The sequence below is a fragment of the Pseudomonas sp. MD330_10 genome (genome assembly GCF_042610415.1).
Classification (GTDB): Bacteria; Pseudomonadota; Gammaproteobacteria; order Pseudomonadales; family Pseudomonadaceae; genus Aquipseudomonas; species Aquipseudomonas rhodesiae.
In genome coordinates, this window is sequence record NZ_JBHGZU010000005.1 from 51,727 (window position 1) to 70,467 (window position 18,741).

General features: G+C 62.4%; 18 protein-coding genes. 13 read left to right on the forward strand and 5 right to left on the reverse strand.

Going from position 1 to position 18,741, the window contains the following annotated elements:
- Positions 1-18 precede the first annotated feature (18 nt).
- From ACFZPT_RS09630 to ACFZPT_RS09660, 7 genes are all read left to right on the forward strand, one after another.
- On the forward strand, positions 19-1,266 hold the full coding sequence (locus ACFZPT_RS09630; RefSeq protein ID WP_034095681.1) for a DUF3426 domain-containing protein: 1,248 nt from the start codon (positions 19-21) through the stop codon (positions 1,264-1,266).
- Positions 1,267-1,451: 185 nt separating this feature from the next.
- Positions 1,452-2,465: a tRNA dihydrouridine synthase DusB gene (gene dusB / locus ACFZPT_RS09635; RefSeq protein ID WP_034095680.1), complete on the forward strand. Its 1,014-nt coding sequence runs from the start codon at positions 1,452-1,454 to the stop codon at positions 2,463-2,465.
- The gene (gene fis, locus ACFZPT_RS09640) at positions 2,462-2,782 is read left to right on the forward strand and encodes a DNA-binding transcriptional regulator Fis (protein WP_003221275.1); all 321 of its coding nucleotides are present in this window, start codon (positions 2,462-2,464) and stop codon (positions 2,780-2,782) included. Before dusB ends, fis begins: the two co-directional genes overlap by 4 nt.
- Before the next feature lie 81 nt (positions 2,783-2,863).
- Positions 2,864-4,471: a bifunctional phosphoribosylaminoimidazolecarboxamide formyltransferase/IMP cyclohydrolase gene (gene purH / locus ACFZPT_RS09645; protein WP_034095679.1), complete on the forward strand. Its 1,608-nt coding sequence runs from the start codon at positions 2,864-2,866 to the stop codon at positions 4,469-4,471.
- Positions 4,472-4,555: 84 nt separating this feature from the next.
- Positions 4,556-5,848, forward strand: a complete 1,293-nt coding sequence (gene purD / locus ACFZPT_RS09650; RefSeq protein ID WP_034111583.1) for a phosphoribosylamine--glycine ligase — start codon at positions 4,556-4,558, stop codon at positions 5,846-5,848.
- Positions 5,849-5,974: 126 nt separating this feature from the next.
- The gene (locus tag ACFZPT_RS09655) at positions 5,975-8,746 is read left to right on the forward strand and encodes a hybrid sensor histidine kinase/response regulator (RefSeq protein ID WP_034095677.1); all 2,772 of its coding nucleotides are present in this window, start codon (positions 5,975-5,977) and stop codon (positions 8,744-8,746) included.
- A gap of 76 nt (positions 8,747-8,822) precedes the next feature.
- Complete coding sequence (locus ACFZPT_RS09660) at positions 8,823-9,419, forward strand: MarC family protein (protein WP_034095676.1); 597 nt, start codon at positions 8,823-8,825, stop codon at positions 9,417-9,419.
- On the opposite strand, the gene ACFZPT_RS09665 is transcribed toward ACFZPT_RS09660, so the two are convergent.
- The 5 genes from ACFZPT_RS09665 to cobG all read right to left on the reverse strand — a co-directional run bounded on the left by ACFZPT_RS09665 (position 9,416) and on the right by cobG (position 14,699).
- Positions 9,416-10,195: a hypothetical protein gene (locus ACFZPT_RS09665; RefSeq protein WP_034095675.1), complete on the reverse strand. Its 780-nt coding sequence runs from the start codon at positions 10,193-10,195 to the stop codon at positions 9,416-9,418. The two genes, ACFZPT_RS09660 and ACFZPT_RS09665, sit on opposite strands and share 4 nt — an antisense overlap.
- A gap of 227 nt (positions 10,196-10,422) precedes the next feature.
- Complete coding sequence (gene cobJ / locus ACFZPT_RS09670) at positions 10,423-12,060, reverse strand: precorrin-3B C(17)-methyltransferase (protein ID WP_099313081.1); 1,638 nt, start codon at positions 12,058-12,060, stop codon at positions 10,423-10,425.
- Positions 12,060-12,794, reverse strand: coding sequence for a precorrin-2 C(20)-methyltransferase (locus ACFZPT_RS09675; protein WP_169902991.1), 735 nt, complete (start codon positions 12,792-12,794; stop codon positions 12,060-12,062). The genes cobJ and ACFZPT_RS09675 overlap by 1 nt, the downstream gene beginning before the upstream one ends.
- The gene (locus ACFZPT_RS09680; protein ID WP_034095672.1) at positions 12,791-13,417 is read right to left on the reverse strand and encodes a precorrin-8X methylmutase; all 627 of its coding nucleotides are present in this window, start codon (positions 13,415-13,417) and stop codon (positions 12,791-12,793) included. Before ACFZPT_RS09680 ends, ACFZPT_RS09675 begins: the two co-directional genes overlap by 4 nt.
- Positions 13,410-14,699 (reverse strand): precorrin-3B synthase, encoded by a 1,290-nt coding sequence (gene cobG / locus ACFZPT_RS09685; protein WP_256593267.1) that lies wholly within the window; start codon positions 14,697-14,699, stop codon positions 13,410-13,412. The genes ACFZPT_RS09680 and cobG overlap by 8 nt, the downstream gene beginning before the upstream one ends.
- 95 nt (positions 14,700-14,794) lie before the next feature.
- Between cobG and cbiE the strand changes: the two genes are divergently transcribed.
- From cbiE to ACFZPT_RS09715, 6 genes are all read left to right on the forward strand, one after another.
- Positions 14,795-16,000, forward strand: a complete 1,206-nt coding sequence (gene cbiE, locus ACFZPT_RS09690; RefSeq protein WP_099313080.1) for a precorrin-6y C5,15-methyltransferase (decarboxylating) subunit CbiE — start codon at positions 14,795-14,797, stop codon at positions 15,998-16,000.
- Entirely contained in the window at positions 15,997-16,731 is a 735-nt protein-coding gene (locus tag ACFZPT_RS09695) for a cobalt-precorrin-6A reductase (RefSeq protein ID WP_379555264.1), read from the forward strand. Before cbiE ends, ACFZPT_RS09695 begins: the two co-directional genes overlap by 4 nt.
- A 393-nt stretch (positions 16,732-17,124) precedes the next feature.
- Complete coding sequence (locus ACFZPT_RS09700) at positions 17,125-17,427, forward strand: type II toxin-antitoxin system RelE/ParE family toxin (RefSeq protein ID WP_040265967.1); 303 nt, start codon at positions 17,125-17,127, stop codon at positions 17,425-17,427.
- Between the two features lie 3 nt (positions 17,428-17,430).
- Positions 17,431-17,718: an addiction module antidote protein gene (locus tag ACFZPT_RS09705; protein WP_040265965.1), complete on the forward strand. Its 288-nt coding sequence runs from the start codon at positions 17,431-17,433 to the stop codon at positions 17,716-17,718.
- Positions 17,719-17,815: 97 nt separating this feature from the next.
- On the forward strand, positions 17,816-18,211 hold the full coding sequence (locus tag ACFZPT_RS09710) for a DUF2946 domain-containing protein (protein WP_099313077.1): 396 nt from the start codon (positions 17,816-17,818) through the stop codon (positions 18,209-18,211).
- Between the two features lie 47 nt (positions 18,212-18,258).
- Positions 18,259-18,741 (forward strand): copper chaperone PCu(A)C, encoded by a 483-nt coding sequence (locus tag ACFZPT_RS09715; RefSeq protein ID WP_099313076.1) that lies wholly within the window; start codon positions 18,259-18,261, stop codon positions 18,739-18,741.

Consider the following 18,741-nt stretch of genomic DNA (forward strand, 5'->3'; position numbering starts at 1 on the left):
CCTGAATCGGATGGCCGCATGACCGACAGTTTCGTCACCCAGTGCCCACATTGCCAGACTCGTTTTCGCGTCAACCATGCTCAATTGAGCGTGGCCCGCGGCGTGGTTCGTTGCGGCTCGTGCCTGCAAGTGTTCAACGCGGCTCGCCAGTTACTGGAGCAACGCGCGGCCCATGCGCCTGCGCCTGCGCCGACGACCGAGCCGCCGACAGCCGCCGAGGCCTTGCCCGAGGCGCCGCGCGCGATCAGCCAGAAGCAATGGAGCGCCGAAGAGCTGGACCTGGACCACTTGGACCTGGACGAAGAACTGGCCAAGCTGGAACGCCGCCCCACTCAGCCCGCCGCATCGGTGAGCGCAGACCGTCGCCAACCCGGCGATCGTCGGCAGAAGGAAGAACCCCTCAGCGCCAGCCGCGACACGGTCAAGGCCGAAGAGGAAAAGTGGGCCGCCAGCCTGTTCAGCGAACCTGCTGAAGAACGTGTCCAAGCCGACGAAGACGAACCCGAAGCGACCCCAGGCGCTGCGACACGTCAGCGCACCGAACCGTCAATGTCGTTCCACACCGACGAGATCGAGGATGAGCCGCCGTTGCGGCCGATACGCGACACCGACGCATTCGATCCCCCGGTCACTCCAGTACACGATGAGGCCCCCACGCCGGAGCCCGAAGAACACCCTCAGCCGCGCCGCAAGCGTGCGCGCCCTGCGGCCAGCGTCCATGACGACGTGCTTCAGGACCTGGAAGACGACCCGCTGCACCTCTACGCACAAAAACGCCCTTCAGGGCTGGGCCGCCGCCTGATCTGGCTATTGCTGGTGCTTCTCGCCGCAGCCGGCCTGGCGGGCCAGTACATCGCCTATCAATTCGACGACCTGGCCCGCCAGGACGCCTACCGTCCGTGGTTCCAGCAGTTGTGCCCCACACTGGGCTGCACGGTACCGTCACGGGTCGATATCGCCCATATCAAGAGCAGCAACCTGGTGGTGCGCAGCCACCCTGAGTTCGCCGGGGCGCTGGTGGTGGACGCAATCATCTACAACCGTGCGACTTTCTCCCAGCCCTTCCCACTGCTGGAGCTGCGTTTCGCCGATCTCAACGGCGGCTTGATTGCCAGTCGTCGGTTCAAACCGAGCGAATACCTCAGCGGCGAGCTGGCCGGCGTTAGCGAAATGCCATCGCAGACCCCAATCCATATTTCCCTGGATATCCTCGATCCGGGTAACAGAGCCGTGAATTACAGCCTGAGCTTCCACTCCCCTGAGTGAAACGACTCAGCCACCGAAACCTGACGGTGGAATATTGACTGCGCGCCGCTCAACCAAACCGACGGCGATAAAGAAATAACTGTTCAGATTTTATCCAATTCAGCCTTTATCCAGTCATCGAGAGCGGGTATCATGCCAACCCTTTTTCGAACTCTAATGATCCGGCCCCACAACAGGGAAGTCCTATGTCGGCGGTACGCATCGGCCCATACACATTGCAGAACGGCTTGATTCTCGCCCCCATGGCGGGCGTCACCGACCAGCCCTTTCGTCAGCTGTGCAAACGATTGGGCGCCGGCCTAGTAGTCTCGGAAATGGTCACCAGCGACATGAGTTTGTGGAACACCCGCAAGTCGCGGATGCGCATGATTCACGAAGGTGATCCCGAGCCCCGCTCGGTGCAGATCGCCGGTGGAGATGCGCAGATGCTGGCGGATGCGGCCCGAGCCAACGTGGAGCTGGGTGCGCAGATTATCGATATCAACATGGGCTGCCCGGCCAAGAAGGTCTGCAACAAGGCCGCCGGTTCAGCGCTGTTGAAAGATGAGCAGTTGGTTGCCGAGATCCTGCAGGCCGTTGTCGCCGCAGTCGATGTGCCGGTAACCCTGAAGATTCGCACCGGCTGGGACCGGGACAACAAGAATGGTCTGACGGTGGCGAAGATCGCCGAACAGGCAGGTATTACAGCGCTGGCGGTGCATGGCCGCACCCGCGCCGACCTTTACACCGGTGAAGCCGAGTACGACACCATCGCCGCGATAAAGCAGGCGGTGTCGATGCCGGTCTTTGCCAATGGCGATATCGACTCCGCCGAGAAAGCCCGGCGCGTACTCCACGCGACCGGTGCCGATGGCCTGTTGATTGGCCGTGCTGCCCAGGGGCGGCCGTGGATTTTTCGTGAGATCGAGCACTTCCTGCGCACCGGCGAAACCTTGCCGGCGCCGGAGCTGGTCGAGGTGGAACGTATTCTGCTAGAGCATCTGGCCGCCCTGCACGCCTTCTATGGAGACGTCATGGGAGTACGCATTGCTCGTAAGCATGTGGGCTGGTATCTCGCAACCTTGCCGGGCGCCAAGGAGTTTCGCGCCCACTTCAATCGTTTGGATGATACGGAAGCACAGTGCGCCAACGTTCGTGAGTTCTTCGCCGGACGTTACAAGAGCCTGGTGACAGGGGACGGAGAGGGGGTGGCCGCATGACGATGATGACCGAGACTTTAGTGAGTGGAACAGCACCCGTGAGCGACAACGTCAATTTGAAACAGCACCTCAACACACCGAGCGAAGAAGGTCAGACCCTTCGCGGGAGTGTCGAGAAGGCGCTGCACAATTATTTCGCCCATCTTGAGGGCGCTTCCGTCACTGACGTGTACAACCTGGTGCTCTCCGAAGTCGAGGCGCCCTTGCTCGAAAGCGTGATGAACTACGTCAAGGGCAACCAGACCAAAGCCAGTGAGCTGCTGGGCCTCAACCGTGGGACCCTGCGCAAGAAGCTCAAGCAGTACGATTTGCTGTAAGCATTCAATCCAACCAGAAAGGCGCCCGCGTAAAACCGGTCGCCTTTTTTGCTGACTCCTTTGCTTTTGATGGAAATTGAAATGACCGACCAGACCACCCGCCTGCCGATCCGCCGCGCCTTGATCAGTGTCTCCGACAAGACCGGGATCCTCGAATTTGCCCGTGAGCTGGAAGCTCTGGGCGTGGAAATCCTCTCCACGGGCGGGACCTTCAAACTGCTGCAGGACAACGGCGTGGCCGCAGTAGAAGTCGCGGACTACACCGGTTTCGCAGAAATGATGGACGGTCGGGTCAAGACCCTGCACCCGAAAATCCACGGCGGCATCCTCGGCCGTCGCGGCACCGACGACGCGATCATGAACGAGCACGGCATCAAGCCGATCGACCTGGTGGCCGTCAACCTCTACCCATTCGAAGCCACCATCAACAAACCCGGCTGTGACCTGCCGACCGCCATCGAAAACATCGACATCGGCGGCCCGACCATGGTCCGCTCGGCGGCCAAGAACCACAAAGACGTGGCCATTGTGGTCAATGCCAGCGACTACGCCAGCGTGTTGGAAAACCTCAAGGCCGGTGGCCTGACCTACGCTCAGCGTTTCGACCTGATGCTCAAGGCGTTCGAACACACCGCCGCCTACGACGGCATGATCGCCAACTACATGGGCACCGTTAATCAAGCCGCCGAAACCCTCAGCACCGAAGGCCGCAGCCAGTTCCCGCGCACCTTCAACAGCCAGTTCATCAAGGCCCAGGAAATGCGCTACGGCGAGAACCCGCACCAGAGCGCGGCGTTCTACGTGGAAGCCAAGCCTGCCGAAGTGGGCATCGCCACCGCGACCCAGCTGCAAGGCAAAGAGCTGTCCTACAACAACGTGGCCGACACCGACGCTGCGCTGGAATGCGTCAAGAGCTTCGTCAAGCCGGCCTGCGTGATCGTCAAGCACGCCAACCCGTGCGGCGTGGCCGTCAGCCCGGACGCCGAAGGCGGCATTCGCCAGGCCTACGAACTGGCCTACGCCACCGACACCGAGTCGGCGTTCGGCGGCATCATCGCCTTCAACCGCGAACTGGACGCCGAGACCGCCAAGGCCATCGTCGATCGTCAATTCGTTGAAGTGATCATCGCCCCATCCGTGAGCGAAGAAGCCCGCGCCATCGTCGCAGCCAAGGCCAATGTGCGCCTGCTGGCCTGCGGCGAGTGGTCGGCCGACCGCGCCGCGGCCTGGGACTACAAGCGCGTCAACGGCGGCCTGCTGGTGCAGAGCCGCGATATCGGCATGATCAGCGCCGACGACCTGAAAGTGGTGACCCAGCGGGCGCCGACCGAACAGGAAATCCACGACCTGATCTTCGCCTGGAAAGTGGCCAAGTACGTTAAATCCAACGCCATCGTCTACGCCAAGAACCGCCAGACCATCGGCGTCGGCGCCGGCCAGATGAGCCGCGTGAACTCGGCGCGTATCGCCGCGATCAAGGCCGAGCACGCCGGGTTGCAGGTGGCCGGTTCGGTAATGGCGTCCGACGCGTTCTTCCCGTTCCGTGACGGCCTGGACAACGCCGCCAAGGCCGGTGTGACCGCCGTGATCCAGCCAGGCGGCTCGATGCGCGACGCCGAAGTGATTGCCGCGGCCGACGAAGCTGGCATTGCCATGGTCTTCACTGGCATGCGTCACTTCCGCCACTAAGCCGACTCGATCGGAATGTGGGAGGGGCTTGCCACCTTCCACATAAAGCGCTCCAGCGGCGCCTACAGAATTTGAGGTTTTGACATGAATGTTTTGATCATTGGCAGCGGCGGCCGTGAACACGCCCTGGCCTGGAAAGTTGCCCAGGACCCTCGCGTCCAGACAGTTTTCGTAGCACCCGGCAATGCCGGCACCGCCATTGAAGCCAAATGCCAGAACGTTGCCATCGACGTGCTGGCCCTTGAGCAACTGGCCGATTTCGCCGAGAAAAACGTTTCCCTGACCATCGTCGGCCCGGAAGTACCGCTGGTGGCCGGTGTGGTGGACCTGTTCCGCAGCCGTGGCCTGGATTGCTTCGGCCCCACCGCCGGTGCTGCGCAATTGGAAGGCTCGAAAGCCTTTACCAAGGATTTCCTCGCCCGCCACAAGATCCCGACCGCCGATTACCAGAACTTCACCGAGATCGAGCCGGCCCTGGCTTACCTGCGTGAAAAAGGCGCGCCAATCGTGATCAAGGCCGACGGCCTGGCCGCCGGTAAAGGCGTGATCGTAGCGATGACCCTGCCGGAAGCCGAAGACGCCGTACGCGACATGCTCGCCGGCAACGCCTTCGGCGATGCGGGCTCGCGTGTCGTCATCGAAGAATTCCTCGACGGCGAAGAAGCCAGCTTCATCGTGATGGTCGACGGCAAGAACGTGCTGCCAATGGCCACCAGCCAAGACCACAAGCGCGTCGGCGACGGCGACACTGGCCCGAACACTGGTGGCATGGGCGCCTACTCCCCGGCGCCTGTGGTGACCAGCGACGTGCACCAGCGTGTGATGGATCAGGTGATCTGGCCGACCGTGCGCGGCATGGCCGACGAAGGCAACGTGTACACCGGTTTCCTCTACGCCGGTCTGATGATCGACAAAGCCGGCAATCCGAAAGTCATCGAGTTCAACTGCCGCTTCGGCGATCCGGAAACCCAACCGGTGATGCTGCGCCTGCAATCGAGCCTGGTGCTGCTGGTGGAAGCCGCCCTGGCCCAGGCCTTGGACAAGGTTGAAGCACAGTGGGACCCACGTCCGAGCGTCGGCATTGTGCTGGCAGCCGGCGGCTACCCTGCCGACTACGCCAAGGGCGACGTGATTGAGGGCCTGGAAGCGGCGGCTAAGCTGGAAGGCAAGGTGTTCCATGCGGGCACTGCGCTCAAGGACGGCCAGGTCGTCACCGCCGGCGGCCGCGTGCTGTGCGCAACCGCCATGGGCGCCAGTGTCGACGCCGCGCAGCAGCAAGCGTACAAACTGGCCGCGGCAATCGACTGGAAGGGCTGTTTCTACCGTAAGGACATTGGCTATCGCGCCATTGCCCGCGAGCGTGGTGAGAGCCAGTAAATCTCGAACATCGCTAGCATTGTCAGTAGCTATCCGTTCGGTTAGGCAAGGGCTCAAGGCCCTTGCCGTATACCCGCCACCCCGCGCATAGTTAACCCGTGCATCAACCTACGAAGGGATTTCGCCGTGCGCTGGCTCAGGATCGCCATAGGTTTCACTGTCAGTCTGCTGACGCTGCTCTGCTTGCTCCCGGCCCAGGCCGCCGCGCAAGGCAGTGGCTGGGCAGTATTGCTTGATGAACAGGCTGACCTGCAACTGAGCGACATCCGCTCCTCGCGTTACACCAATCAATTCAGCCCCATCGAACTGGACCGTATTACCGCCGCGGAGCCGGACGGTGCGTTGTGGGTACGTTTCAAGTTGCAACCCGGCAAGCACGAGCAAGTGCTGCGCATCTTCGCCCCGGACCTGTCCCACCTGAACCTGTACGTGCTCGATGGTGACACCCTGGTAGAGCAACAAAGCACCGGCACCCGCCAGGCCCAGACGGAACGCCCGCTGCCCAGCAGCGACTTCATGCTACCGCTGCCGCAAAGTCAGAACGTCCTTGAGGTCTACGTGCGGCTGGTCTCGGAACACGAGCTGCGCCCCTATATCACTCTGGAACCGGCCGTACTTGCCGCCGCCAACCAGACGCAGACGCTGATCTACGGCCTGCTGTTCGGCTGCCTGCTGATGCTGATCCTGCATAACCTCACACGCTTCGCCTACCACCGCTCGCGCAGCAGCCTATGGCTGGCCGCCTGCGAGGCCCTGTTGATGCTCAGCCTGGCGCTGCTGCTTAACCTGGTCGGCCCGTGGCTGCCCAACTGGCACGCAGTGCAGACCCCCGGCGCGTACCTGGCCCTGCTGCTGACCGCACCGTGCGGGCTGATGTTTGCCTATCGCTTCTTTATGCCGCTCGGCCCCCATGTACTGAACAAGCTGCTGATGGCCGACATCCTGCTCATCGTGCTGTGCGGTCTGCTGTTGTTGTTCGTCAACACCCTGCCCCTGAACATCATCACCTACGCGCTGGTGGCGTTGGCAGGGCTGAGCATGTTGTTCGTTTCAGCGTATCACTGGCAGAAAGGCTACCGTCCAGCGCGACTGTTCGTGGCGGGGATGGTGGTCTTCAATATCGGCACTCTGATCATTCTGCCGGCGCTGCTGGGCCTGACGATGGTCTCGCCCCAGGGCCTGATCGTGACGCTGCTGGCATTCATTTGCCTGAGTGGCCTGTTGATGAGCCTGGCCCTGGGCGAGCGCCAGCGCGCGATTGTCGAGGCACGCTTCAGCCTCAGCCGCGACCTGGCCGCCAGCAATGCCGAGATCGCCGCCAAGGCCGAGTTCCTGGCAAAAATCAGCCACGAAATCCGCACCCCCATGAACGGCGTGCTGGGCATGACCGAACTGCTGCTGGGCACTCCGCTGTCGGTGAAGCAACGGGACTATGTGCAGACCATCCACAGCGCCGGTAACGAACTGCTCACGCTGATCAACGAGATTCTCGACATCTCCAAACTCGAATCCGGGCAGATCGAATTGGACGATGTGCAGTTCGACCTCAATGCGCTGATCGAGGACTGCCTGAGTATCTTCCGCGCCAAGGCCGAGCAGCAGAATGTCGAACTGATCAGCTTTATCCAGCCCCAGGTGCCGCGCGTTATCAGCGGCGACCCGACACGCCTGCGCCAGGCGCTGTTGAGCCTGTTGGAAAACGCCCTGCAGAAAACCGACGAAGGCGAAGTGCTGATCGTGGTGGCCTTGGACGATCGCAGCACCAAACCGCGCCTGCGCATCGCCGTGCAAGACAGCGGCATCCCGATGGAAGCCGCCGAGCGCGATGCCCTGCTGCATAGCGAACTGCACAGTAAGAATTTCCTGTCGGCCACCCGTTTGAGTGGCCACCTGGGGTTGGTAATCGCGCGCCAGCTGATCCTGTTGATGAACGGCGAATTCGGCATCAAGAGCGGCAGCCATCAGGGCAGCACCCTATGGCTGACCCTGCCGCTGGACCCGGAGCGCCTGGAACACCCGACGTCCGACCTCGACGGTCCGCTCAAAGGCGCCCGCGTGCTGGTGGTGGACGACAACGACACCTGCCGCAAAGTGCTGGTGCAGCAATGCTCGGCCTGGGGCCTGAACGTCAGTGCCGCGCCTTCTGGCAAGGAGGCCCTGGCACTGCTGCGTACCAAGGCGCACCTGCGCGACTACTTCGACGTGGTGCTGCTGGACCAGAACATGCCAGGCATGACGGGCATGCAGCTGGCGGCGAAGATCAAGGAAGACCCCAGCCTGAACCACGATATTCTGTTGATCATGCTCACCGGTATCAGCAACGCGCCGAGCAAGATCATCGCGCGTAACTGCGGGATCAAGCGCATCCTGGCCAAGCCGGTGGCCGGCTACACCCTCAAGACCACCCTGGCCGACGAACTGACCCAACGCAGCAAAGGCAGCGCCACGCCGCGCCCGGTCCTGACGACGCCGGAAGCTGTCACCGTGCCCAGCGATTTCCGCATTCTGGTGGCCGAAGACAACAGCATTTCCACCAAAGTCATCCGCGGCATGCTCGGAAAACTCAATCTCGATCCGGACACCGCCAGCAACGGCGAAGAAGCGCTGGAGGCCATGAAAGCCCAGCGTTATGACCTGGTGTTGATGGACTGCGAGATGCCAATCCTCGACGGTTTTTCGGCCACCCAACAACTGCGCGCCTGGGAAGTCAGCCACCAACGTATCCGCACGCCGGTGGTCGCGCTCACCGCGCACATTCTCTCGGAACATAAAGAACGCGCACGCCAAGCCGGCATGGACGGGCATATGGCCAAGCCGGTGGAATTGTCGCAGTTGCGCGAATTGGTTGAATTTTGGGTAGCACAGCGTCAGCAACGACCCGAACACGCCCCCTCTTGAGCTGTAATGCCCCTCCCACATTTGATCCCTGGCGCCTGATAGACTCTCCCCACTTCTCCTGCCGCGAGCCTCCTCCATGCTCCATGTGTTATTCAGCGTTTACCTGAAGATGCTGGTGCTCTACAGCCCGTTCTTCGTGCTGTCCTGCTTTATCAGCCTGACTCGCGGCTATTCCAGCAAAGAACGACGCCGCCTGGCCTGGAAAGTGGCCTTGGCAACGCTGGTTTCCAGTGTGTTGCTCTACCTGTTCGGCCGGTTGATTTTCAGTGTGTTCGGCATCACCGTGGACGCATTCCGCATCGGCGCCGGCAGTGTGCTGTTCATCTCTGCCCTGGGCATGGCTCAGGGTAAGTCGGCCGTGCAGACCGATAACGTGCAGCAGGACGTAACCATCGTGCCGCTGACCATCCCCCTCACCGTCGGCCCCGGCACCATCGGTGCGTTGCTGGTAATGGGGGTCAGCCAGCCGCACTGGGATGACAAAATCATGGCCATCCTCAGCATCGCCCTGGCCAGCTTCACGGTGGGTGTGGTGCTGTACTTGTCCAACCGCATCGAACGCATTTTGGGTGACCAGGGCTTGCAGATTGTCAGTCGGTTGATGGGCTTGTTTGTTTGCGCCCTTGCCGCGCAGATTATTTTTACGGGCGTGCGCGGCTATCTGGTGCCCTAAATCCGGTATTTCGCGATTGCCAGCTGTACTTTGTCTCCGGCGCTCTCGCGCATCAGCTGGATGGTTTTTTCGTTGACCACCGAGGTATTGAGCACCAGGCAGGTTTGCCCGCTGAAGGCCTCGAACGAGGAGCTATCCCACTCCAGGAATGGCAACCCCACCTGTTTACTCACGCCCTGGGTGCTGTAGGTCACCAGCACCATCGTCAATTCACCGTCGGATTCGGCGCAGGACGCCAGGCCGAAATCACCGCCCTGGTGCACGGCGCTGTTGCGTTTGAACAGTTCGAAAGACGTCGGCTGCTGCTTCAGCGCCTCCAGCGCATCCGCCGCCAGCTTGGGCAGCGTAGCCAGCAACGGCCCGCTCAATGACGTCGAGGCCAGCAACGTCGCAATCATATTCAACGCCGCCAGTTGCACCGTCAGGCCCTTGCCGACGCTGGAGACGCGCTCGAACCGACTGCGCACCGGTAGCCAGCCCAGACTGATCATTACCTTGATAAATTCGTCGTACCACGCCTCGCTGCCGCGTTGGACTTTCAACACATCGCTCACGTAACTGCTGGCCAGCAGATAGCTTTTACGGATGTATTCGCGGTTCAGCCCGGACAGGCCCTCGGCAAACGACATGACACTGTTGTTGACCACCGCGGCGTTGCTGTCTTCATCGGTGTCCAGCGGCAACGTGGCGTGCGCCCCGGGCGCTCCCGGCAGTTTGTAGGCGGCGATCAATTTGCGCCGTTTTACGTTGTTGATCCGTTTGTGATGTCGCTCCATTTTCCAGTTCTCCACAAGCACCCCAACATGGGGCTTGCCTTCACCCTAGTCCAGCGCCCAGCGGGGTTTCCACACGACAAACAACGCTCGCCGCCACGCCGTGCGAAACGCTGCCCAGCAATTGCGGGGCACATCGCCGGGCCTTCCAGTTTTCCTTGTGCAAAAAAGAAAAAAGCTCCGAAAACACCCGGTGATCGCCCAGGGTTTATCGGAGCTTTCGTGCAGCCTCAGGCGCCGGGTTTTTCGCCGTACCAACGCGGTGTATAGACCCATGTACCGCCATCGGCCCGCGGGAATGTGCAGGTGGTAGACGAGCCGATCAGCACCATGGTGCGCATGTCCACCTGGTCCGGGGTGAGTTGACCCAGGGTGGTTACGCGCAGCGTCTGGCCGGGGCGGCCAATGTCGCGGCCCAGCACCACCGGCGTTTGCGGCGTGCGATGCAGCGCGACGATTTCCAGGGCACGACCCAGTTGCCACGGGCGCGAACGCGAAATCGGGTTGTAGAACGCCAGGGCCAGGTCGGCCTGGGACGCGAGGTCCAGGCGTTTTTCGATGATCGACCAGGGCTTGAGGTTGTCCGACAGCGACATCACGCAGAAGTCATGCCCCAACGGCGCGCCGGCCTGAGCGGCAGTGGCCAGGGACGCCGAGACGCCTGGCAGGACTTCCAGCTCGACCTGATGCCACGCCGGGTCGTCGGACTCGTGCAACGCCTCGATCACCGCCGCCGCCATGGCGAACACACCCGGGTCGCCGGACGACACCACCACCACCGAACGACCCTGGGCGGCCAGTTCGAAAGCATGGCGCGCGCGCTGCATTTCTTCGCGGTTGTCGGTGCAATGCTGTACCTGATCGTCACGGAATGGGCCGGCCATGCGCACATAGGTTTCATAACCCAGTACATCGGTGCAGCGCGCCAGTTCGGCTTTCACCGCCGGCACCATCAACTCGGCGGCGCCGGGGCCCAGGCCAATCACAGCGAGGCGGCCACGGGCGCGGCCCAGCTGGGACACATCCAATGGTTGCTCGGCAACATCGATCAGCAACTGCGCGCCGGGCTGCACATCGGCAAACCGCAGCGGCACGCCCAGCGCCAGCGCGGCTTCGTGCAGCGAAGAGTCGGCCATCTGCGTGTGGCTGGCCAGCAGGCAGGCCAGGGATTGCACAGCAATACCGGCTTCTCCCAAAGCGCTGCGCACGCGTTCGGCCAAGTACGGGCCCGGAGCACAGGTCACACACACGGTTTTCGGATAGATCAGCAATTCATTGGCCGCAGGTTTGCGCTCGGCACTGCCCACATGAATCGCCAGGCGGGCCTGTTGATCCTGGGGCAGATTGGCCTGTTCCAGCCACGGCGCCGCGCCTTCGATGCGCACGCTTTCACCGGCCAGCAGGTCGGAGACAAAACGCTTGCCCAACTCCAGATCGGCCAACTCATAACCACTCGGAGGGTTGAGCAGGCAAGTGCCGAAACGCAGTTCACCACTGGTGGTGATTGCCGCCGCCACGTTCAACGCAGCCGCGATCTCGCGGGCCATGACGTTGACCCCACCCAGCCCCCCCAGCAACGGCACCACAGCGCTGCCGTCTTCGGCCACCGCGAGTACCGCAGGCTCTTCGCCTTTTTCCAGCAGCAACGGCGCCAGGGTGCGAATCACGATGCCGGCCGCGCACAACGCAATCAACGGCGTGCCCTGTTGATAGAGCTGGCGCAGGGTGGTGCCGAACTCGTTGTAGAGGGTGTCCGCACCCTCAATACGCCCCGCCAGGCCGTGGATCAGCGCGCCAGGGTAAACCTGCTGGATCTTGCGCGCCGTGGCCAAGCTGCCTTGGCCCAGGATGACAATCGCCGGGCGCATCATCCTTGCCACCGTTCACCGGGCACGATGATCAGTGAAAAATATGGCGACGACATCGGTTCCACTTGATCCAGCGGCACAATCTTCTGGTTGGCCATGGTCGCGCGTTCCACATACAGCGCGCGTTCGGCCAGGCCGAGTTCTTCGAGCACCTGGCGCACCTTGGGGAAATTGCGCCCCAGCTTCATGATCACCGCCGCGTCAGCGTCCGCCAGGCGGCGCTTGAGGTCGTCATGGGGCAATACACCCGAAAGCACCGACAGGCTCTGGTTGCGATACACCAGTGGCGCGCCGAGCACCGAGGCGCCGCCGAGCATTGAGCACACGCCAGGGATGACCTGCGCTTCGTAGCGCTCGGCCAGACGGTCGTGCAGGTACATATAGGAGCCGTAGAAGAACGGGTCGCCTTCGCAGATCACCGCCACGTCGCGGCCGGCATCCAGGTGCGCGGCCACATCGACGCTGGCGGTGTCGTAGAAATCGCTGATCACCTGCTCGTAGGACAGCGGTGCCGGCAGCGCTTCGGTGGTCACCGGGTACACCAGCGGCATCAGGGTCTGCTGTGGCACCAGATGGTCTTCGATGATGCCGAAGGCGTTACCCTTCTTGCCCTTGGCCACGAAGTACGCCACCACCGGCGACTCACGCAGCAGGCGCAGCGCCTTGACGGTAATCAGTTCAGGATCGCCGGGGCCCACGCCCAGGCCGATCAAGCGTCCGCGCGCCGACATTATTCAACCTCCGTGGCGAGCGCATTCACCGCTGCGGCGGCCATGGCGCTGCCGCCCAGGCGACCTTGCATGATAACGAATGGCACGCCACGGCTGTCGGCGGCCAGCATCGCCTTGGATTCGGCGGCACCGACAAACCCCACCGGAAAGCCCAGGATCAACGCCGGTTTCGGTGCGCCGGCATCGAGCATCTCCAGCAGATAGAACAGCGCCGTCGGCGCGTTGCCGATCACCACCACGCTGCCCTCCAAGTGTGGGCGCCACAGTTCCAGGGCGGCGGCGGAACGGGTGTTGCCCAACTCCCGCGCCAGTTCCGGCACGCTGTCGTCGCGCAGGGTGCAGATCACGGGGTTGTTGGCCGGCAGGCGCGCACGGGTCACGCCCTCGGAGACCATGCGCGCGTCGCACAGGATCGGCGCACCGGCGGCCAGTGCATCGCGCCCGGCCTTGCCTGCGCCGTCGGAAAACTGCAAGCCGTCGATGGCCTCGACCATGCCGCAGGCATGAATCACGCGCACCGCGAGTTTTTCCAAATCAGCCGGGATACGGGCCAAGTTGGCTTCCGCGCGAATAATGGCGAAGGAGTTGCGATAGATCTCCTGACCGTCGCGGATGTAATCAATCATCGGTGTTGCTCCGTGGGCGGGCACGCAGCAAGGTGCCCGTCGCTTCAATAGAAAGGATGCGCGCCTGCAGCCGGCCAAAACCGGGCTGGGCTGCATCGCGAAAATAGACGTCGTAGTGACCGGGGCTCACCGCCAGCAAGGTAACCGGCGCGGTGTGCGCCGCAGCGCAGGAGCGCGGGCAGCCGGACAGATGCACCTCTATGCCGGGTTGCAGCGCGGCCAGTTGCACAGCGTCAGCTTTGGTATCGGCCAGGGCTTTGCCGCAGCCGCTGGAACCGGTGCAGGCGATCATGCGCGCGAGGGGATCGTCGATTGCACACAGGAAGCCCAACTGCGCCAAGCGCTGGGTCACCGCGACCGGACGCTCGATATTGGGCAGCAACACGCCCTGCCAAGGGGTCAGGCGCAACGTCCCATCGCCGTACTCGCAGGCCAGTTGCGCGGCGCCCTTGAGCATCATCGAGTCCAGGCGGCCCAGCGGCGCACCTGCCGCGACATAGAACTGATTCTTTTGCTCTTGTGGATAACTTCCGATGTGCAGCAACGCGCCAGTGGCCGGGCGTTTGAAGCCCTCCACCGACAGCAGCGGCAGACTCAGGCGGCGCATGAGGTTATCCACATCCAGATGGCGCATGCGGGTTTGCTCGGGGGTCGCCAGGTCGAGAAAAGCTTCCAGCACTGCCACCACCAGCGTATGGCCCTGCTCCAGCGGCACCGCCGCCACGGGGGCATCCTGGCCTGGGCAGCCGGCCAGGCCGAACGCCAGCAATGTCTTGCCATCGCGCACAAACGCCGATAGCCACACGTCATGGTGATGGTCGAGCATCGCCAGGGCCTCGCCGCCATCCAACTGGATCGCGAACTTGGCCGACAGTTGGTGAAACCGCGAATGGTTTTGCAAGGTGGCGAGAATCTGCTCGGCCAGCGGGCGGGTGTCGAACAGCATCTGTGGGTCAATGCCGGCGCTGGGGCTGAGCATCAGGTTGCGCACGTCATCGCCGGCGGGGTTATTCGGCCCAAGATCGGCGGCGAGCAGCAGGGCAATCAACGCGTCCTGCTCGGCGCCGATGCCGCGAATCTGCAGATTGGCGCGATTGGTCGCCTCGATCACCCCACCGGCATAGGCTTGGGCGGCGTCCGCCACCGCGTGGGCCTGGGCGGCGGTGATGGAACCGCCGGCCAATTTGATCCGGCAGATGCCGCCATCCAGCGCTTGGACAATACGCAGCAACCCCGGACAAGCCGAGGGGCGCAAGGTATTCACAGCGGGCGTTGGCTTCACGGGGCTACCGGTTCATGGGCAAAGGCGCGGTATTATGCCTGCTTTGTCCGGCGGCATGAAAAGCCTGCCCGTCGGATGTCGTTCAAGGAATCCCTATGTCGCCCTGGCTGACGGTAGTAGGCATCGGTGAAGACGGCTTCAAGGGCCTGGGCAGGAACGCCCGGCACGCCCTGTTGCGCGCCTCACGGATTATCGGCGGGCAACGCCAGTTGGATCTGTTGCCGATGTGTATTCGGGGCGAGCGGCAATTATGGCCGAGCCCGTTTTCCCTGGAGCCGGTGTTGGCGCGGCGCGGTGAGCCTGTGTGCGTGCTGGCCAGCGGCGACCCGATGTTCTACGGCGTAGGGGCCAGCCTGGCGCGGCAAGTGGCCGCACAGGAGTTGCTGATCTTGCCGGCGCCGTCGTCGGTGTCGTTGGCGGCGGCGCGGTTGGGCTGGCCGTTGCAGGACGTAGTGACGCTCTCCGTGGTGGCGCGCCCGTTGGCGGCGCTTAACGCGCATCTGGCCAGCGGCGTGCGGTTGTTGGTGTTGAGCAATGACGGTCGCAGCCCTGCCTTGATCGCCTCGCTATTGGCTGAGTCAGGCTTTGGACCTAGCCGGTTTAGCGTGTTCGAACACCTGGGCGGGGCGCAGGAACAACGCATCGATGGGTTGGCGCAGGCCTGGCAACACACATGCGTGGCCGATTTGAACCTGGTTGCCATCGACTGTGTGGCGGATGCCACGGCGCCGCGCCTGTCGCGCCTGGCGGGGTTGCCCGATTCGGCGTTCCAGCACGACGGCCAACTGACCAAGCGCGACGTGCGCGCCATGACCCTCGCCCGCCTCGCCCCCATGCCCGGCGAACTGCTGTGGGATGTGGGCGCGGGCAGCGGCTCCATCGGCATCGAATGGATGCGCGCCCACCCCAGCTGCCGCGCGCTGGCGATCGAGGCCGATGAAGGCCGCCAAACCCTGATCGAACATAACCGCGACGCCCTTGGCGTACCCGGCCTGCAGCTGATACGCGGCAAAGCGCCGGATGCGTTGCAAGGCCTTGAAGCCCCGGACGCGATCTTCATCGGCGGCGGCGTCACCCGCGACGGCGTACTCGATACCTGCTGGCAACACCTACGCCCCGGCGGCCGGCTGGTCGCCAACGCCGTCACCCTGCAAAGCGAAATAACCCTGATGAACTGGCGCGCCCAGTACGGCGGCGAACTGACGCGCATCCATGTGGCCCAGGCCCAGCCGTTGGGCGACTTCGATACCTGGCGCCAGGCGCTGCCGATCACTTTGCTCGAAGTGATCAAGCCACTATGAACAGGATTCTGCTGCTGGGGGGTGTGACCGAGGCCCTCGCCATTGCCCGCACATTGGGCGCGCAGCACATCTACAGTTTGGCGGGGGTGGGGCGTGTGCCGACCGATCTCAGTTGCCAAGTGCGTGTCGGAGGTTATGGCGGCGCTGAGGGCCTGGCGCAGTTTGTCCGGGATGAAGGAATCAGCCTGATCCTCGACGCGACCCATCCCTATGCGGCGCAGATCAGCCGTAACGCCGCCGAAGCTGCGCGGTTGAGTGGCATCCCTTGCTGGGCCCTGCGCCGTCCGGTGTGGCAGCCGCAGGCCGGAGATGACTGGCGCGAAGTGAGTGACTGGGCCGAGCTGATCGAAGCCCTGAAACCCTTCAAGCGCCCGCTCTTCACCTTGGGCCGCGAACCGTTGCAGCACCTCGACGAAATCCCCGCCGAGCAATTCTGGACACTGCGCGCATTGGATGTGTACCCCGGCAATGATCGCTGTGAAGTGATTGGCGCACGCGGGCCGTTTCTGCTCGAAGATGAACGCGCGCTGTTTGAACGGCGTGGGATCGATGTACTGATCAGCAAGAACAGCGGCAGTACCGCCACCGAGCCGAAGCTGGAAGTGGCGCGGGAACGCGGGCTGCCAGTGCTGGTGTTGAAGCGGCCATTGTTGGCGGCGGTGGACCGAGAATTCACAGCAGTGTCAGCGCTGCTACAGGCAATACACACTCGTGGAGCACCACAAACCTAATAAACCTAATGTGGGAGGGGGCTGCCCCCTCCCACCTTGTTTGTTGTGGCGTTAGCGGCTTGTGGCTATCGCCTGCCCGGCAGCCGAGCAATCGCTACTCAGCGCATTGGCCGAGGCGAGTGCTTCGCTGAGGTTGTCTTGCAGGTCTTCGGTGCTGATGCCATCGGCTACGGTGAACAGACGCCGATACCACCCGAGCGGTCGCCGATTTTTACCCCGCCTTAAACGCAGAATCAACCTACAGACACTTCCGAGCCAGCTGGCTGGCTCAGCCAAAAGCCCCCGCCCTAACCTCCCGTTTCGCGGTTTTGCGTCAGCGCCCGCGAGGGGGATGCACTGCTTTTGCAGCGCGTCGCATCTTGCCACCTTGTATCCCAAGGAATACGATCCAAGATGATTCAATTTAAGAAGTCAAAACACTTTCAAGAATGGCTTGATTCGTTACGCAGTAAACCCGCGCGAGCACGCGTACTGGCGAGGTTGGATAACGCGCAATGGGGCAACTTTGGAGATTGCGAAGCGCTCGGAAATGGCGTTTTTGAAATGCGCATCCACTATGGCCCTGGCTACAGGGTTTATTTCACTCGCAGAGGCGAGGTGGTTTATCTGCTGTTGATCGGAGGCGACAAATCAACGCAGAAACGTGACATTCAGCGTGCTAAACAAATTGCAGAAGACTTTGAGAAAAAGGAGTAATTCATGAATGAATTCACTGACTTCGATGTGGCAGAGCACCTAAGAACGCCCGAAGATATGGCCGAATATCTTGAGGCATGCTTCGAAGAAGATGCGGGCGACGGCGTGCTGATTCGTTCGGCGCTCAATAACATCGCCCGCGCCCAAGGCATGACCCAAGTAGCCCGCGACGCCGGCCTCGGCAGAGAAAGTCTGTACAAAGCCCTCTCCAGCAGTGGCAATCCCGAGTTCGCGACTATCATGAAAGTCATGAAAGCGTTGGGCCTCAAGCTGCACGCCACAGTGATCTGATAGCACTGCGACACCAAACCACACCGCCGCTTTTTACTTATCCCCGCCGATCAGGCTAAATACCGGCCTGATCCTTTAACCCTACGGATTGTCCGCCATGGCCCGTCAACGCTTTGCAATCGTCTGGATCGCCTGCTTTGCAGTGCTGTTCAACGCGTTTGCCATGCCGCTGGCCGGGGCGATGCAGCAGTCCAAGGACCCTGTGCAGCAACTGCTGTGGGGTAGTTTCTGTTCATCCAATGGCGCCAGCCTCAAAACTATCGAACTGGGCAAACTGGAGATTCCGGCACCGCAGCCGGACGATCATTCCACCATGCAGCATTGCTGGTGTTGCTCGGGCTCACCGTCGTTGGTGGCATTGCCGGGGCATATGCCGCAGTTGTATGTGACGCGCTTCGAGCCGCTACAAAGCCTATCGCCGCCTTCATTGCAGAACCCCACCCCGCGCCAGCAATGGCCGAGCCTCAACCCCCGCGCCTCTCCATCGGTCTAGTCTTTTTCGCAAGTGAACTGCGTTTAGAACCGTTCTGGAGAACTGCCATGCTCAAATCTTCCCTGCTTCTGGCCGCGTTGCTGCTGCCGGTGTTCAGTGCTGCCAATGCTCAAGACTACAAGGCCGGCGACCTGCTGGTCAGCAATCCCTGGTCCCAGGAGTTGCCACCCAATGCGCCCACCGTCGCGGCGTATTTCGTGGTGCATAACACCGCAGAAACACCGGACCGCCTGCTCAGCGCCGAGACGCCAGTGGCGCAAGAGGCGCAGTTGCACGAGCACGTCATGCAAGGCGCCCTGATGAAAATGCAAGAGGTGCCCAACGTGGCCGTGCCGGCCAAAGGCGATCTGACGTTCGCGCCCATGGCCTACCATGTGATGTTGCTGGGCCTCAAAGACCGCAGCCTGCTGGCCGATGGCAAACAGTTCCCGCTGACCCTGACCTTCGAAAAGGCCGGCAAGGTCGAGGTGCAAGTGTCAGTGCAGAAAATGCCGCCCATGGCCGGTCACGAGCACCAGCACCCGCAATAG

Excerpts from the sequence above, each read along its gene's own strand:
- ACFZPT_RS09630 (WP_034095681.1), top strand. The coding sequence starts at position 19 with ATGACCGACAGTTTCGTCACCCAGTGCCCACATTGCCAGACTCGTTTT.
- dusB (WP_034095680.1), top strand. The coding sequence starts at position 1,452 with ATGTCGGCGGTACGCATCGGCCCATACACATTGCAGAACGGCTTGATT.
- fis (WP_003221275.1), top strand. The coding sequence starts at position 2,462 with ATGACGATGATGACCGAGACTTTAGTGAGTGGAACAGCACCCGTGAGC.
- purH (WP_034095679.1), top strand. The coding sequence starts at position 2,864 with ATGACCGACCAGACCACCCGCCTGCCGATCCGCCGCGCCTTGATCAGT.
- purD (WP_034111583.1), top strand. The coding sequence starts at position 4,556 with ATGAATGTTTTGATCATTGGCAGCGGCGGCCGTGAACACGCCCTGGCC.
- ACFZPT_RS09660 (WP_034095676.1), top strand. The coding sequence starts at position 8,823 with ATGCTCCATGTGTTATTCAGCGTTTACCTGAAGATGCTGGTGCTCTAC.
- ACFZPT_RS09665 (WP_034095675.1), bottom strand. The coding sequence starts at position 10,195 with ATGGAGCGACATCACAAACGGATCAACAACGTAAAACGGCGCAAATTG.
- cobJ (WP_099313081.1), bottom strand. The coding sequence starts at position 12,060 with ATGCGCCCGGCGATTGTCATCCTGGGCCAAGGCAGCTTGGCCACGGCG.
- ACFZPT_RS09680 (WP_034095672.1), bottom strand. The coding sequence starts at position 13,417 with ATGATTGATTACATCCGCGACGGTCAGGAGATCTATCGCAACTCCTTC.
- cbiE (WP_099313080.1), top strand. The coding sequence starts at position 14,795 with ATGTCGCCCTGGCTGACGGTAGTAGGCATCGGTGAAGACGGCTTCAAG.
- ACFZPT_RS09695 (WP_379555264.1), top strand. The coding sequence starts at position 15,997 with ATGAACAGGATTCTGCTGCTGGGGGGTGTGACCGAGGCCCTCGCCATT.
- ACFZPT_RS09700 (WP_040265967.1), top strand. The coding sequence starts at position 17,125 with ATGATTCAATTTAAGAAGTCAAAACACTTTCAAGAATGGCTTGATTCG.
- ACFZPT_RS09705 (WP_040265965.1), top strand. The coding sequence starts at position 17,431 with ATGAATGAATTCACTGACTTCGATGTGGCAGAGCACCTAAGAACGCCC.
- ACFZPT_RS09710 (WP_099313077.1), top strand. The coding sequence starts at position 17,816 with ATGGCCCGTCAACGCTTTGCAATCGTCTGGATCGCCTGCTTTGCAGTG.
- ACFZPT_RS09715 (WP_099313076.1), top strand. The coding sequence starts at position 18,259 with ATGCTCAAATCTTCCCTGCTTCTGGCCGCGTTGCTGCTGCCGGTGTTC.